The 14,993-nt window shown below is 46.3% G+C and carries 17 protein-coding genes; 6 read left to right on the top strand and 11 right to left on the bottom strand.

What is annotated here, in order from left to right; all coding sequences use genetic code 11:
• Positions 1-34 precede the first annotated feature (34 nt).
• The 6 genes from AC5SXE_RS04300 to AC5SXE_RS04275 form a co-directional block, all read right to left on the bottom strand.
• Entirely contained in the window at positions 35-1,321 is a 1,287-nt protein-coding gene (locus AC5SXE_RS04300; protein WP_303881652.1) for a TRAP transporter large permease, read from the bottom strand.
• Positions 1,318-1,830, bottom strand: coding sequence for a TRAP transporter small permease (locus tag AC5SXE_RS04295; protein ID WP_303881653.1), 513 nt, complete (start codon positions 1,828-1,830; stop codon positions 1,318-1,320). The genes AC5SXE_RS04300 and AC5SXE_RS04295 overlap by 4 nt, the downstream gene beginning before the upstream one ends.
• Before the next feature lie 104 nt (positions 1,831-1,934).
• Positions 1,935-2,951 (bottom strand): DctP family TRAP transporter solute-binding subunit, encoded by a 1,017-nt coding sequence (locus AC5SXE_RS04290; RefSeq protein WP_493916711.1) that lies wholly within the window; start codon positions 2,949-2,951, stop codon positions 1,935-1,937.
• A 119-nt stretch (positions 2,952-3,070) separates the two neighbouring features.
• Positions 3,071-4,045 (bottom strand): alpha-ketoacid dehydrogenase subunit beta, encoded by a 975-nt coding sequence (locus AC5SXE_RS04285; protein WP_310846481.1) that lies wholly within the window; start codon positions 4,043-4,045, stop codon positions 3,071-3,073.
• Between the two features lie 12 nt (positions 4,046-4,057).
• On the bottom strand, positions 4,058-5,023 hold the full coding sequence (locus AC5SXE_RS04280; protein WP_303881656.1) for a thiamine pyrophosphate-dependent dehydrogenase E1 component subunit alpha: 966 nt from the start codon (positions 5,021-5,023) through the stop codon (positions 4,058-4,060).
• Between the two features lie 45 nt (positions 5,024-5,068).
• Positions 5,069-5,701: a GntR family transcriptional regulator gene (locus AC5SXE_RS04275; RefSeq protein ID WP_493916710.1), complete on the bottom strand. Its 633-nt coding sequence runs from the start codon at positions 5,699-5,701 to the stop codon at positions 5,069-5,071.
• A gap of 401 nt (positions 5,702-6,102) precedes the next feature.
• On the opposite strand from AC5SXE_RS04275, the gene AC5SXE_RS04270 reads away from it, so the two are divergent.
• On the top strand, positions 6,103-7,293 hold the full coding sequence (locus AC5SXE_RS04270) for a DUF3798 domain-containing protein (RefSeq protein WP_310846488.1): 1,191 nt from the start codon (positions 6,103-6,105) through the stop codon (positions 7,291-7,293).
• A 161-nt stretch (positions 7,294-7,454) separates the two neighbouring features.
• Here AC5SXE_RS04270 and AC5SXE_RS04265 read toward each other — a convergent pair whose 3' ends face one another.
• From AC5SXE_RS04265 to AC5SXE_RS04245, 5 genes are all read right to left on the bottom strand, one after another.
• Positions 7,455-7,838, bottom strand: coding sequence for a DUF6672 family protein (locus AC5SXE_RS04265; protein ID WP_303882785.1), 384 nt, complete (start codon positions 7,836-7,838; stop codon positions 7,455-7,457).
• 59 nt (positions 7,839-7,897) lie between these two features.
• Positions 7,898-8,998, bottom strand: a complete 1,101-nt coding sequence (locus AC5SXE_RS04260; RefSeq protein WP_303882786.1) for an ABC transporter permease — start codon at positions 8,996-8,998, stop codon at positions 7,898-7,900.
• Complete coding sequence (locus AC5SXE_RS04255) at positions 8,995-10,041, bottom strand: ABC transporter permease subunit (RefSeq protein WP_303882787.1); 1,047 nt, start codon at positions 10,039-10,041, stop codon at positions 8,995-8,997. The genes AC5SXE_RS04260 and AC5SXE_RS04255 overlap by 4 nt, the downstream gene beginning before the upstream one ends.
• Positions 10,034-11,644, bottom strand: coding sequence for a sugar ABC transporter ATP-binding protein (locus AC5SXE_RS04250; protein WP_303882788.1), 1,611 nt, complete (start codon positions 11,642-11,644; stop codon positions 10,034-10,036). Before AC5SXE_RS04250 ends, AC5SXE_RS04255 begins: the two co-directional genes overlap by 8 nt.
• Positions 11,645-11,754: 110 nt before the next feature.
• The gene (locus AC5SXE_RS04245) at positions 11,755-12,948 is read right to left on the bottom strand and encodes a DUF3798 domain-containing protein (protein WP_310846496.1); all 1,194 of its coding nucleotides are present in this window, start codon (positions 12,946-12,948) and stop codon (positions 11,755-11,757) included.
• 632 nt (positions 12,949-13,580) lie between these two features.
• Here AC5SXE_RS04245 and AC5SXE_RS04240 point away from each other — a divergent pair.
• The 5 genes from AC5SXE_RS04240 to AC5SXE_RS04220 all read left to right on the top strand — a co-directional run bounded on the left by AC5SXE_RS04240 (position 13,581) and on the right by AC5SXE_RS04220 (position 14,944).
• Complete coding sequence (locus AC5SXE_RS04240) at positions 13,581-13,715, top strand: hypothetical protein (protein WP_493916709.1); 135 nt, start codon at positions 13,581-13,583, stop codon at positions 13,713-13,715.
• A gap of 68 nt (positions 13,716-13,783) precedes the next feature.
• Positions 13,784-14,560 (top strand): magnesium transporter, encoded by a 777-nt coding sequence (locus tag AC5SXE_RS04235; RefSeq protein WP_493916708.1) that lies wholly within the window; start codon positions 13,784-13,786, stop codon positions 14,558-14,560.
• A 1-nt stretch (position 14,561) separates the two neighbouring features.
• On the top strand, positions 14,562-14,648 hold the full coding sequence (locus AC5SXE_RS04230) for a hypothetical protein (protein ID WP_493917276.1): 87 nt from the start codon (positions 14,562-14,564) through the stop codon (positions 14,646-14,648).
• A gap of 4 nt (positions 14,649-14,652) precedes the next feature.
• Positions 14,653-14,838, top strand: a complete 186-nt coding sequence (locus tag AC5SXE_RS04225; protein WP_493916707.1) for a hypothetical protein — start codon at positions 14,653-14,655, stop codon at positions 14,836-14,838.
• Positions 14,831-14,944, top strand: a complete 114-nt coding sequence (locus AC5SXE_RS04220) for a magnesium transporter (protein ID WP_493916706.1) — start codon at positions 14,831-14,833, stop codon at positions 14,942-14,944. Before AC5SXE_RS04225 ends, AC5SXE_RS04220 begins: the two co-directional genes overlap by 8 nt.
• Positions 14,945-14,993 lie beyond the last annotated feature (49 nt).

The raw sequence follows: 14,993 nt of genomic DNA, 5'->3' as shown, positions 1-14,993 counted from the left end.
CTGGTCATTATCAACACCGAGGTCCGCGCCTGTCTCACCGCATCAAGATGTTCGGCAACCACAGGCTAATAGCCGGAACATAACAAATAACCGCTAAAGCCGCTATCGAAGCAAGGACGAAGGGAACGACGGCTCTCGAAATCTCGTCCATCGAAATGCCCGCGATATTGCACCCCACATAGAGATTGACCGCTACTGGCGGCGTAACTTGCCCTATAGCCAAGTTCACCGTCATAACTATGCCAAACCAAACTGGATCCCACCCAAAATGGGCCATAATAGGCATGAAGATCGGCAATAGCAAATAATAAATGGATATGGCATCTAAAAGTGCTCCCGCTATTATTAAGACCACGTTTATCAAAGCTATGACAACATAGGGGTTTGAGCTCAAGGATATAACCGCTTGCGATATCCTTTCTACCACACCAAGAACCGTCATGGCCCAACCAAAGATCCCAGCAAAGGAAACGACCAGCATCACAACCGCAGATGAGACACAGCTTTCCACTAATAGTTCATACAAATCCTTGAGGGTAAGTGTCCTATAAACCACAAAGCCCACAAAGAGACCGTAAACCACGCCCACAGCAGCTGCTTCGGTAGGTGTAAATATCCCACCGTATATGCCGCCCAATATTATGACGGGAGTAATAAGCGCCCAAAAAGCATCCTTGAAGGCGTGCAACACCTCTCGAGCGGTGCCAAAGCTTTCTCCTTTATACCCCCTTGCCAGAGAGATGAGGAAGGCAACAAATATGAGAAACAAACCCACGACTATCCCCGGGATAATGCCGGCTAGGAAGAGTTCACTTATTGATGCTCCGGTAATGACGCCATAGACTATAAAGCCTATGCTGGGTGGGATTACAATGGCCAAGCCACTGGCACAGGAAGTAAGCGCTGCAGCAAAAGACTTACTATAACCGGCTTTTACCATGCCAGGGATTAGTATTGTGCCCAAAGCAGCAACCGTAGCAGGCCCCGATCCCGAGACAGCCCCCCAAAAGAGCGCCGTTATTACCGTCACAATAGCCATCCCTCCGCTTATGGGACCTACCAAAAGCATTATGAGCCTGATGATCTTATCTGATATCTTCGCTCTACCCATGATGACGCCCGCTAGTATAAAGAAGGGAATGGCTAAAAGCGAAAACTTAGATATATTAGCAAAAAATACGGGAGCAAACATTTGTGCGCCTAGATCAAACCAATAGACGACAGCCATACCGGCTAAACCTAAGGCTATTGCTATAGGTACCTTAAAAGCCATCATGACGAAGAAAAGGCCGAGCAATATTATGCCAGGGTCGATGTTCATTTGATCTTCACCTCCGCGCTTGAGCTAATTTGATGCACATCTTGCAAAGAAAGCTCTTTCCATTCGATTACGCCTCTTTGAATTGTCCTTACGATGAGTAGAAAAGCGCACACCGGTACGGCAATGCCGAATATCCACATGGGCAGAGCCATAGAGTAAGTAGTCATCCCGGACCTATATTCCGACCTCACCATATCGACACCATGATACGCAAGGAGAATGAAGAGAACAACACCGCAAAGGGTAACCAACACGGACGCAGCTTTTTTAAACGCTACAGGTAAGCGATCAACTAAAAATGTGACACCTAAAAGTGCACCTTTTCGCATGGCTATGGAGGCCCCGAGCATTGTGATCCATACAAATAAGTTGACCAAAAGTTCCTCCGAGAAGGCGAAAGAAAAGGTCGTAAGATACCTTACCACCACATTGACGAAGGCCAGAATGGCCATGAAGAAAAGCATTATAGCGCATATCCACTCTTCAGCCTTATCGAGCAGTTTAAACATGCCATAACACAGCCCCTTTCTTAGCTGCACAAAACCTATTAAGCCGCTAAGCAAGAACATGGGGAGCCGCGCAAAACGCGGCCCCCTTTGCTTATCTACTTATCTTATCTGCTCCCAGCAACGGCCTCTTCAAAGACCTTTACCAAGTCTTGCCCTATGTTCGGCACCCACTTGTCGTAAACTGGCTTTGTGCGCTCGCGGAATGCATCTAATTGCTCGGGCGTGAGATCAGTAATGACCATGCCCTTTGACTTGAGGAACTCTAATCCGTCTTTCAAACCAACCCGGCTTACATCATGAATTTGCCAGTGCATCGAGTCCTCGGCTGCCTTTTTAATCTGCTTTTGGATCTCAGGATCGAAACCATCCCAAACTTGCTTATTGACGGCTAAAATGAGCGCGTCATATGAGTAGTGCCAATTTGTCAGATATTTTTGTACTTCGTAGATTTTGTTCGGAATAATGACGCCAACAATGGGGTTTTCCTGCCCGTCGATGACGCCCTGCTGCAAAGCGGTGAAGACTTCGCCCCAGTTCATGGCCACGGCATTAGCTCCGAGAGCCCTCATGATATCAACATAGATGGGGGTAACAACCCTTATCTTCAAACCTTTCAAGTCATCAGGATGAGCTACCGGTCGGACGTTGTTCGTAAGTTCGCGAAAGCCATTTTCGCCCCAGCCGATGCCAACCATGTTGTGCTTCTCCAGAGCCTGAAAAACCATATCTCCGCCTGCGGATTTGGTTGCAGCATCGACGGCCTCATGGTCTGGGAACATAAAGGGAAGGGAGAAAACGTTGCATTCCGGGATTATGGGGGCGATGTTGATCGTTGAGTTAAGCATGAAATCTATGGCTCCGCTTGAAACCATCTCTGCCTGACGGATCTGGTCGCCGCCCACAAGTTGGGCATTGGGATATACCTTCACGTTTACCTTGCCGTCGGTGTATTCCTTCACGAGCTCCGCAAATTTCACGCCACCCTTGCCCCACGCAGTATCGGTAGAGACATTCATCGTCAGCTTGTACTCTTTTTTGAGCGCTGCTTCAGACGCTTCATTAAGCCCGATTACTCCTAAAAGCAACACTACTGCCAAAACCATGCACAGCACCTTTTTCATTTTTTCTGCCCGGCTATGGCCGAACAATTCACCTTCCTTTCGCGATTTGATAAAGCCTTTTGCAGCACATGAACTTTCTCGTCCCTTTAATCCTTTTTCAAGCGCCACCCCCTTATTGTCTAGTCAAATAATGCTTTAATGCCGGAATAGATATCCTCAGCCTTCACCCTATAAGCTGCTTCCAAGGACCTGGCAAAGGGCACAGGCGTGAAAGGCGCACCGAAGCGTAATATAGGGGCATCTAAGAAGTCAATCCCTTCTTCCGCTACGATGGCCGCAATTTCGGCCCCAACACCGCCCTGTTTTACGGCCTCATGAGCTATTGCAAGCCTGTGAGTTTTTGCTACGGAATTTAGGATGGTTTCTTTATCGATGGGGGAAATTGTCCTTAAGTCTATTACCTCGGGGTCAATCCCGTCATTTTTCAACATGGAGACAGCATTCATTACAACTTTCATTGTGTATGAGTATGAAACGATGGTTATGTCCCTGCCCGGCTTTGTGAGGGCCGCCACGCCTATGGGCACAAGGTGTTCTCCGTCAGGAACCGGACCTATCTCCGAAAAAAGCATTTTATGTTCAAAGTATATGACGGGGTTATCGTCTCGGATAGCAGATTTGAGCAAACCCTTCGCATCGGCCGGGTTTGATGGAATTACTACTTTTAGACCTGGAATGTGCAAAAACCAGGCCTCTATAGATTGGGAGTGCTGAGCGGCGGCTTGATTGGTGAGGCCATCCGGTGCGCGGACCACTACAGGCACGGACCTTTGTCCGCCGAACATAAAATGTATCTTAGCCATTTGATTAAAGAGTTCATCCATGGCCACCCCCATAAAGTCAGCGAAGTGCATGTCAACCACTGGCCTCATGCCTCCAAGAGCTGCTCCTACTCCAGCTCCTACGATGGCCGTTTCCGAAATAGGCGTGTCCCTTACGCGATCGGTGCCAAATTTTTGCGGCAAGCCCTTGAACTGGCCAAATATACCGCCTTGGCGGGCAATGTCCTCGCCCAATACGAAGACTCGCTCGTCACGAGACATCTCTTCATCCATAGCTTCTAGCGTCGCCTGAGCAAACGTAATTTCTCTCATTGTATCCATCCCCTATGCATAAACATCGCTAAGAAGCTCAGAGGGATCGGGTTCTGGGCTCGCCTTAGCGAAGGCAAGCGCATTATCAATCACTTCTTGAGCCTCAAGCTTTATGTCATCGAGCTTTTTTTGACTCAATAAACCTTCGTTTAATACCTGCTTTTCAAATCTGGAGATAGGGTCCCTTTTCTTAAAGATTTCTTCAACCTCTTCCTTGGAGCGATAAAGCTCCGGATCGCCCACAAAATGTCCTTTTACTCGATACGTCTTGGCCTCAAGCAGAGACGGGCCTCCGCCGTTTCTAGCCCTTTCTATGGCTGCCTTCGCAGCCTCGTAGACGGCAAAGACATCGTTGCCATCGACCGCAACGCCGGGCATGCTGTATCCGTGAGCTCTGTCGGCTATGTCTTCTACTGACGTGGTAGTCTTATAAGGTGTGGTCGAAGCGTACTGGTTGTTTTCGCATAAAAATATTACGGGGAGTTTCCACACGCTGGCGAGGTTTGCAGACTCGTGAAAGGTACCTCTATTTGATGCACCGTCGCCAAAAAAGGCTACGGTAACTCTCTTTTGATCGAGCATGCTTATTGCCAGAGCTGCCCCCGCCGCTATAGGTAAACTGCCGCCCACAACTCCATTTGCACCAAGCATGCCTATGCTGAAATCAGCTATATGCATGGAACCACCCTTACCCTTGCAGTACCCTGTACGCCTGCCAAAGAGTTCGGCCATCATCTTGTTAACGTCAGCTCCCTTAGCTATGCAATGGCCGTGACCTCTGTGAGTGCTTGCTATGTAATCATCCTCGGTAAGATTTGCGCACACGCCTGTAGCAATTGCCTCTTCGCCTATGTACAGATGTACGAACCCCGGGATTTCTCCTGCAAGGAAGTGCTTTTCTACCGCCTGTTCAAAAAACCTGATGGTAACCATCGTCCTATAAAAGCGACACAACAAATCCTCATCCCACTCTGCCAACTGCAATCACCCCCATTACTTCTTCAAAGCCGGGGCTTTCAAAGATTAGCCCACAATTAGCCTCATCTTTCCACCTTTAAGATGCTCATCCATCTCCTTGGCAGCGGCTTCACCATCTCCTTTGCGCAAGGCCTCTAAAATCCTTTTGTGTTCGGCATAAAAGGTCCCCATATTTCCTGGTAGTTTGAGCATGTCTATATTGATGCCTTCTATGCGATCCCGAAGCCTCGCAATGAAATCGGTTATCATAGAATTGCCGTAAGCCCTCATCAGGTAATCATGAAAGTTACGATCTTCTTCATGGAAAGCAACTGCGTCCTTTTTTTTGCATGCCTCCTCCTGCTTCTTTAGGATCTTTTCCAGGTTGGAAAAATCCTTATCAGAAAGCATGTCTGCGAGCTCTTTTGTCACGAATTCTTCCAAAGCTATGCGCATGTCGTATATTTCTTTGACCTCATTTATGGAAACTTCTCGGATCACGACTCCTTGATTGGGGATTATCCTGACGAATCCATCCATCTCCAAGCGTCTTAAAGCATCCCTCACGGGGGTCCTGCTCATGCCGAGCATTTTAGCCAAGACATTCTCTGAAATGGACATATCATTGGAGAGCTTGCCGCTGAGGATGAGCTTTTTAATCTCTTCATAAGCTAAATCTCTTTTCGTCTTTTGCTGCATGATCAACCTCACTCTGGTTATATACAACCCCTATACTGGAGATATACAACCGTAATACAAGCAATCTACCATCGTTTATCCTGTTTGTCAATCGGTCATTCAGTTCTGGATCGCTTCAAGTGTTTGTCATTACTATTTTGAGTAATTCGGTAACAATGATCGCCAATCGTCACATTTCTATGGAGCATTCTCTTGCGCTTCCCCTTGCAGTATCTGCAAAGCTTTTTGAGTTGCAATGAGGACAATACATTTCTTCGAGGCTGGTCTGAACACGCATTATTACGGCATCTTATTTTTTAGATGCTTCATTGACGATCGAGTATTGATATATTGACAATCGAACAATGGACGAGATAATGAGATCTAAATACAATATTTTATTTTCGGAGGGATGAGTAAGAATGAGAAGGGTTTTAATGTTTTCAGCAATGTATGCGATTATCTCCATCCTATTAATATCACCTGCAATTGCGGACGCTCCCTATCACATTGGCATATGCACCGAGACTGTTTCACAGGCTGAAGATGACTTGCGAGGAGCAGAGCAAGCCGTGAAGGAATATGGCGACGTTGCTCAAGGTGGGATGATACAGCATCTAACCTATCCCGATAACTTTATGCAAGAAATGGAAACGGTAATAAGCCAAATTGCCGGTTTAGCCGATGACCCTTTGATGAAAGCCATAGTGGTTAATAACGCCATTCCAGGAACAACCGAGGCATTCAGGCGCGTCAAGGAAAAAAGGCCGGACATCTTATGTATAGCCGGTGAAGCGCACGAAGATCCTGGCGTAATTGGGTCCGTTGCCGATATGATAACCAACGTAGACGATATAAGCAGAGGCTATTTGATCCCGGTAGCTGCGAAAAAAATGGGCGCTAATAACTTCGTACACATCTCATTCCCAAGACACATGAGCTATGAGCTCCTTTCCAGAAGGCGTAATATTATGGAAGCGGCATGCAACGATATAGGCTTGAAGTTTCATTCTGAAACGGCTCCCGATCCTCTTAGTGACGTGGGAGTGGCCGGTGCCCAGCAGTTCATACTGGAGAAAGTACCTGCATGGCTCGAAAAGTACGGGAAGGACACGGCATTTTTCTGCACCAACGATGCACATACTGAGCCTTTGATAAGGCAAATTGTTGCTCACGGAGGATATTTTGTAGAAGCTGATTTGCCCTCACCGCTGATGGGATATCCCGGAGCTCTTGGAATAGACTTGTCGGCTGAGAAGGGAGATTTCCAGGCCATCGTTAAAAAGATCGAAGAGGTGGTTAAAGAAAATGGCGCTTCCGGAAGGCTAGGAACATGGGCCTTTTCTTACGGATATACAAATTCTATCGGATTGGTTGAACTTGCCCGTCGCGTCATAGATGGAGAGGCTCAACTTGACCTGAAAAGCTTAGTGGCCGCCTTCGAGAAATACACCCCCGGAGCTAAATGGAACGGAAGTTACTACGTTGATATCAACACCGGCATAGAAAATAAAAGGCATGTCCTTTTGTATCAGGACACCTATGTTTTTGGGAAGGGATATTTGGGATTAACGAGCTTGCAAGTCCCGGAGAAATATTTCGCCATACGCTAAAACAAGCAATTTATCAAAAATAAAGAGCGTCTGCCTTCCTAAATTTCAGGAAGAGACGCTCTATTTTTTACTGGTTGGTACTAACCGGTCTTTACATACATCAAGACCGTTGAGATCATAATTGTGCCGAAGCACTGCTAAGCGGACATTTTCAAAGGATTTTACTCTCGCTTAAATATGTACCTCTCGCTTCCACTTAATAAAGCCGGAATGCTCAAGAGGTCGCCTTCCTTCCCGCTTAACTTGAAAGTTTTTTCAATGGATTTTACTGCATTCCCTTCATCGTCCAGGACCTCTACCTTGATCTTGTGTTCGCCATAACCTATTAAAACCACCAAGTCAGCGCTTTTTTCTTTAAGTTCTAATTTATGTTCGTCATCAAAAATGACCCTAACCGGGCCTTGCACTTCAAAAGTTGTGCCCTCCATGGTGTAATCTTTGTTTTCAACGATGATTTGAAAGCCTTTGCCGATACGATATAAAAATATGCTCACGATTATCAGCAGCAAGACAAGGCCGATTTGCATTAATAGGCGTTTTTTCAAATAGATTACCTCCCCTTAGAGAAATATATATGCTCTACTGACGCTGCAAAGTTTATTTTTTAAGCCTCGCCTCTAAACATGCGTCTGGCATAGGCACGCTCTCTAGCACGACGCCACTCGTATATCACTAAAGCTACAGCCACCACGCCATATGATACGAAAACGCGGAAATATTCTCCCAGTTGCGCCTGCCCGATAAGGTATTTACCTGCCATAGGAGAGACGACAAACATGAGATGGAATAAAATTACGCCCACAAAGACGTTTGGCAGGGTTGCCTTTGCCACGCTCGCTCCTCCGACCAACAGTGCTGCGATGGCAAACATGCCAGCTTGCTCATGGCTGTTGTAGGTGTTAAGGGTGCCAATATTTTGTAAAAATATTATTTGTCCGTAGGCCGCCAACACGGTTGAGATCAAAATGGATATTAACCGAGTACGTTCAACCGGGATGCCTGCCGATCGAGCTACTTCCATATCTTGTCCTACGGCTCGCATGTCCTGTCCTAATTTGGTGCGACGAAACCAGATGATGAAAAAGCTGAAAACCGCTATAACGATGAAAGTCCCCAGGGGGATTTTTATCCCATGTATTGTAAGGGGTATGCAGTAGTCAAGGCAATTTCTGATCCCCAGGAGGTTTACGGCATTGCGGATCCCGTATCCTCTCGAGAGGACCAATTCCGGGCTACGTATGGGTACCAGGTAGCCAAATAGGTACAACACTACGAGTTGGTAAAGGCCGTTCACGAAGAACCCCAATATATATGAAGTGACCATCTCGCGTCCCTTTGCTTTATTTAAGATGGCACCGCACATCCACCCCAAAGCAATGGCTAAAGGAGTTGATATAATCGCCGCAAGTGCCATTCCGGGGAGGCCAATTACCTTCCAGTCGGAGACTAATATCAGGCCTATTTGTCCTGCCATAGCCCCCAGGACCATGCCAAAATTTAAGCCCATTCCGGCGATGATGGGTATCAAAAGTGAGAGCACGAGGAAGGAATTCCTCGCAAGTCGAATTAGCATCTCCTGTATCAAATAGCTTGCCGAAAATTGAGATATCGGTATGGCAAATATCGACAGCAATATAAATATGATTGGAACGATATTGGCCATTAGAAATCTTTTTAAGTTAAATGCAGCTTCTCTTTTTTTCATCGCGATTTCACCCTTACTCCTCTAGTCAATGCATAAAGGATCATGCCGTTTGAAACTATGATCCTTATTACCTCTGACATGTCCGTTTGAAGCATGCTGTTTATGACCGATGGCGTCATCGTCAAGATACCCTGAAATAAAAAGGTGCCTATTATCACATGCGTGAGACTTGCCCGATTGATAGAGGCCCCTCCGAGCAAAATAGCAGCCACCGAAGGAAAAGCCATGTAAAATGGTCCCATGTAAAGCTGAATGAACCCGAAACTTTGTTCATATACTATGATACCAATGGCACCAAGCAAAGTAGACAGTATAACCGAAAGGGTTCGCATTTTGTCAATGTGTATTCCTGCTGCCCTAGCAAACTCAGGATTCGCGCCGACAGCTGACATAGCGGACCCTGTTTTTGTGTGAAAGAACATCCATAGGAGCAAACACATCAACGCAAAGAAAAGTATTGTTCCCGTAGGCACGAAGAAAAACTCACCAACTCTTAACGATAGGAAGTTGTTTAGCACGCCTCCCCAGTATTCCTGAACGCTTATGGTCGTTCGCAATCCCTTTCCGGCATAACCCCACACCATCGTTGGGTTGCGGAATGGCAACAGAAGCCACATGATGCACATAAATGCTACGGAGGAAAAACCTACGTAGGTTGCTATCATCATTTCGCCGCCTTTGACCCTGTTTAAAAGCTGTCCGTAGCCAAAGCCAAAAACGACCGCAAATGGAATTGATATTGCAATGGCTGTAAAAAAGCCTAAGAACCCAAGGGCATTCAATTCCAAGCTTATGGTAGCGCCTAAAAGTCCTGCAATGATTCCCAGCGGCAGTCCAAAGTTTAGACCGCATCCGGATTGTACCATGGGTACCATTGCCAGGACCAAGATGCCGTTCATGCCAAACCTGACCAGAGTATCGCTTATAGATGAATCTATTCGCACATTTACGAATGGCGCCAGGACAAAAAGGGACAATAAAAATAGAGCAATGATGGCCCTTGGCCACCCAATGTCAGCAATAAATTTTTTAATCCTATCCAACTGAAATCACACCTTCCTCGACCGTTGGCTTTGCGCCCATGAGGAGAAGCCCAAATTCCGAGCTATCGGTTGAAGCAGGGAGTATGCCGGCAATCTTTCCTTCATGAACTATTGCAATGCGGTCACAAATAGCTCGCATTTCCTCAAGCTCTGATGAGGTTACGACTATTGTGGTTCCTTGCTCGCGGTTTCTTTTATATATCATGTCCAATACCAGCGATTTCGCCCCAACGTCTATGCCTCTGGTGGGCTCAGATACGAATAGAAGTTTAGGATTCAATGCGAAAGCTCTGGCGAGACACACTTTTTGCTGATTCCCTCCGGAAAGCTCTCTTACCTTTTGGTTTTCATGCAGGCACTTAATGGCAAGCATATTGATATATTCTCTGGCTGCCTTCATTATTGCCCTGTCGTCCCTCCATTTAACAACTCCGCCCAAGAATTTTTTAATATAGAGTTCATGTATCTGCATTGCGGTAAATGCGATATTCAATGCTATCCCTTCGTCGAGGATTAATCCTACCCCTCTTCTATCCTCGGACACAAAACCGATCCCTTTCTTTAAGGGGATAGTCGGATCATTTAACGGTAAAGGCTGTCCTTCAAAGGTTACCTTTCCTCCGGCCGGGTAAAGCCCCATTATTCCATTCGCTATACCGAGCTTCCCCTGTCCGGCCAGGCCGCCAATCCCTAAAATTTCACCCTTGTATATCGTTAAGTTTACGTCCCTTACCGTTTCTCCCGGCATGTCCACCCAAAGGTGTTCAATTGTCATGGTAGGAGTGCTAAACACCCTTTCTTGAGCGGCTCTGGTGGTTAACCCCTCAATTCTGCGTCCGACCATTGCGCTGGCTATCTCTCGAATGTTCGTTTCCGAAGCCTTTTTCTCCAGAGTGATTTCTCCATCCCTGAGGACTACTATGCGATTGGATACTTCGAGTACCTCTTGAAGTCTGTGGGATATGAAAATTATGCCTATCCCCTGTGACGCGAGGCGCTTCACGGCCTCGAGCAAAATTTCTGCCTCGGATTCCGTCAAAACTGCAGTGGGTTCATCTAATACCAACAATCTTGTGTTTTCCTTCTCTATCTCCCTGGCGATCTCGGTGAACTGTTTATGGCCCACCGGCATTTCGGAAATTATCATTTCAGGATCGATGGAAACTTCCAATCTTTTTATCGCCCGGATGGCCCTATCCTTCATCTTCGGGTAATCCAGCGTTGCAAGCCGTTCGCCAAATATTTCGACCAGAAAATTATACAAGGTAGATTCTCTGTTTAAAACGATGTTTTCTACTGCTGTAAAACCTGGTATCAATGAAAATTCCTGGTGCACCATCCCTATGCCGGCATCTAAAGCTTGCAGAGGACTAGTAAAGCACACTTCTTGGCCCTCCAAGTAAATCTTCCCCTCGAAGCCACCTGTTTCAAAAATAACTGGCAAACCGAAGAGAATATTCATTAAAGTTGATTTACCGGCGCCATTTTCACCAACCAAACCCAATATTTCTCCTCTTTCAAGTGTTAGGTTAACGTTGCGCAGTACCGTGTTCTCGAAAAAGGATTTTGTTATACCTTCCATACGTAAAAGCGTAGAAGACATATACAGTTCACCTCTTGCATATTTAGCCTTACGGCATCTCTGAGTAACAGAGGGGAAGCCCCGCTTCCCCTCTGTTAAGACAAAATTTGCTCGCTCTGTTTGCCGTGAAGTTATTTAATTGTAAGGTATTTTTCAGGGATTTCAACCTTGGTCATTTCAAGATAACCTTTTCCGAAGACGTAGGTATCTTGATATACCAACATATGGTTTTTCTTTTCAATGCCTGTGTTAAGATCTACGTAATAGCCGCAATTCCAAGAGGCACCAGGGGTGAACTTCTCATAAGAAGCAATTAAATCGCTCAGAGATATCGTGGCATTTCCGTCTATGATACGTTTTGCCAATTCTCCCAGTCCTACCGTAGTCGTATATCCAAAAGAGTAAACCCAGGTCCCGAGTCGTCCTGCAGCACCTTTTTCTACGATAACCTCTTCGATTTTCTTTGTAATTGCCTGGAAATCGCCCTTCTCAGCCGACAAGTCTATTCCCAGAGCTCCGGGATATCCCATCAGCGGTGAGGGCAAATCAGCTTCTACGAAATATCCCCCGTGAGCGACAATTTGCCTGATCAAAGGCTCTGTATGTGCATCGTTGGTGCAGAAAAATGCCGTGTCCTTCCCGTACTTTTCAAGCCATGCAGGTACTTTCTCCAGTATGAACTGCTGGGCACCGGCCACTCCCACGTCGCTTACGGGATCAGGAGCCGTCTCAAAATGAAACTTCAAGCCTATATCGTTGCATGCCACTTCCATAATATTACGCCTTCTGGACAGCAGCTCGTAGCTCATGTGTCTTGGAAAGGATATGTGAACAAAATCGGTAGCTCCCATTTTCTTTGCAGCAAGTGGAATAAGATATCCTCTGTAAATGTTGTGAACGTTTATTGCCAAATCAGCCACTGACTCTATCACGCCCGGGTCTTCGTGAGGTTCGCCTGCGAAACATAGGATATCCGGTCTCCTCTCTTTGACGCGCCTGAATGCTTCGGTCGTTCCGGGAATGGACTGATTGACGATGATGGCCTTCATTAAGGGGTCATCTGTAAGCCCAGCGATCTGGCTTATCGTCGTCTCCATTTCCTGCATGAAGTTGTCAGGGTAAGTAATGTGTTGGATTATACCCCCATTTGTAGCGCTACCGTACTCTTCGATCAATCGCTCCGCCCCGCGCAGTTCATCCTCACCCTGAGAAACGGTACCCGTGACTATGCCGATGTGGTATGGTGCCTCAGCAAAGGCTACGCCCACACCAACCAGAAGAAATACGGCTACCACTGCGACCGCTAACCCCTTAACCTTCCTCATTTACTCACCCTCCCTTTTAAAATATGTTGCCAAAATAATTATCTCACCGCATTAAGGCACGGTCAATGATTTGGTCCATATAGATCGCACAAACTTTTTGTGAGAAAGCCATTGAAATATAAAAGGTGATTGTTGGCCAATTTCCACCTCCACATAATCTTTTGCAATAAAATAAAACGAAAGTAGATGTAAAATTTCTGTTTATATGGTAATCTAACAAGGGTTATAAATCTATAAATTCCTTCCTCAAGAAAGGTGGTGGCAGTAAGTGGACGCTGGACCTGGTAGTTGCCGAGACAGCGCATGGAGTAATGTAGAAAAATTGCGAATCGACGTGTCTAATTTTAAGCGGGCTTTATTTTCCTTGGAAGGTCACAGCTTCCCTGCCGCTGCCGCCTTTTCCCTGCATTTTCGGTAAACAGGCGCCAATATCTCGCCAGCTTTTAACGCTGCCCTTTAAAGGTCAATAAAGGGGAAGCTCGCAGTGTCCTTGATGCTGGTAAAACACCTTCTAAGGAAAATGAAAACTTTGTTTTAACTCAGGGATCAAAATCGTGCAACCAAGGTACAAAAGGCGATCACGCCTTTGCCATGTCTTCTTGTAACAAACTGCCCTCTAGGAGGTGATTTCAATGGAACAAAGAAACATCGATTTCTTCAAAGAAGCAATCGAAGAGTTGCTCGAGGCGCGAGACTACGAAGCTTTGCGCGAGTACCTGGAGCGAGCTTCACCCATACGAAATAGGGACGCTTTTGGAGGAGTATGAAGAACCGGAACAGCTGGTCATTTTGTCTTTAACTCACTCCAGAGGTGGCAGCCGAGGCTTTAGAACATTTGGATTACGATGACCAGTACAGGCTTTTAGATCACTCGGAGGAAAGCGTGGCCAGGGAAATCCTTTCGGCCATGGACCGCGATGCAATAGCCGACCTTGTAATGGCAATACACCCTAACAAAGCACAAAAGATCTTGGAAATGGTGCCGCATGAATACCTCGATAGCATCAAATTTTTAATGACCTATCCCGAGGATTCGGCCGGCGGCATAATGTCTTTGGATTATATCCAAGTAAGACAATACTGGACGATCGAACGCGTTATAGACTATTTTCGAAAAGTCGGAAGAAAACAAAGCATCGCCAACTACATTTACGTCGTTGACAGCGTTGGAAAACCTGTAGGAGTGCTGTCGCTTAAAGAACTGCTTTTAAGCGATCCGAAGGAATTGGTGTCCGAGGTAATGCACAAGAACATCATAATTGTACAGGCCAACGCAGACCAGGAAGAAGCTGCAAGAATAATGAGCCAATACGACCTGATGATACTTCCCGTGGTAAATGAGCAGGGCCGTCTCGTTGGAGTCATTACTGCGGACGATATAATGGACGTCATCGAAGAGGAAGACACTGAAGACATCCACAAATTAGGCGGTAGCCGTCCTTTGGACCTGCCTTACCTGGAATCCGACTTAAAGACACTTTTCAGCAAGCGCATCGGGTGGCTTATAGCTCTTTTCGTCGTCCAAGCTGTAACGAGCAATATCTTAAAATATTATCAGGACGTTTTAAGCAGCATAATTACCCTGACCTTTTTTATCCCACTGCTTGGCTGACGTGGGCGGTAATTCAGGAACTCAGGCTTCATCTCTGGTCATCAGGTCCTTGGCTTTAGGCGAAGTTACGAGTAAAAGATTTTGCTGAAATCTTGTTCAAAGAACTGAGGGTAAGCGCCTTGATGGGCCTGGTGATGGGAATAGGAGGATACCTTTTCGCGTGGGCAGTTAGCGGTTCAACGAGCGTAGCGGTGGTGGTAGCTGTCACCCTCACCGTAGTTTTAATAGTAAGTTCTACCATTGGTGCCAGTACTTCCCGTCATAGGGAGAATGTTTAAATTAGATCCTGCAGTATTTTCTGCGCCGCTCATTACCACTGTTGTCGACATCACTGCGCTAGTGGTATACTTCAACGTAGCGATAAAGCTACTGAAGATAGTATAGCACTATAAACATAAAGGGCCGTCAGTGGTTTTCATATGACGGCCCTTTA

The sequence above is a fragment of the Acetomicrobium sp. genome (assembly GCF_059026225.1).
The sequence above is the reverse complement of the archived record's forward strand: the minus strand, read 5'-3'. Positions and strand labels throughout refer to the sequence as shown.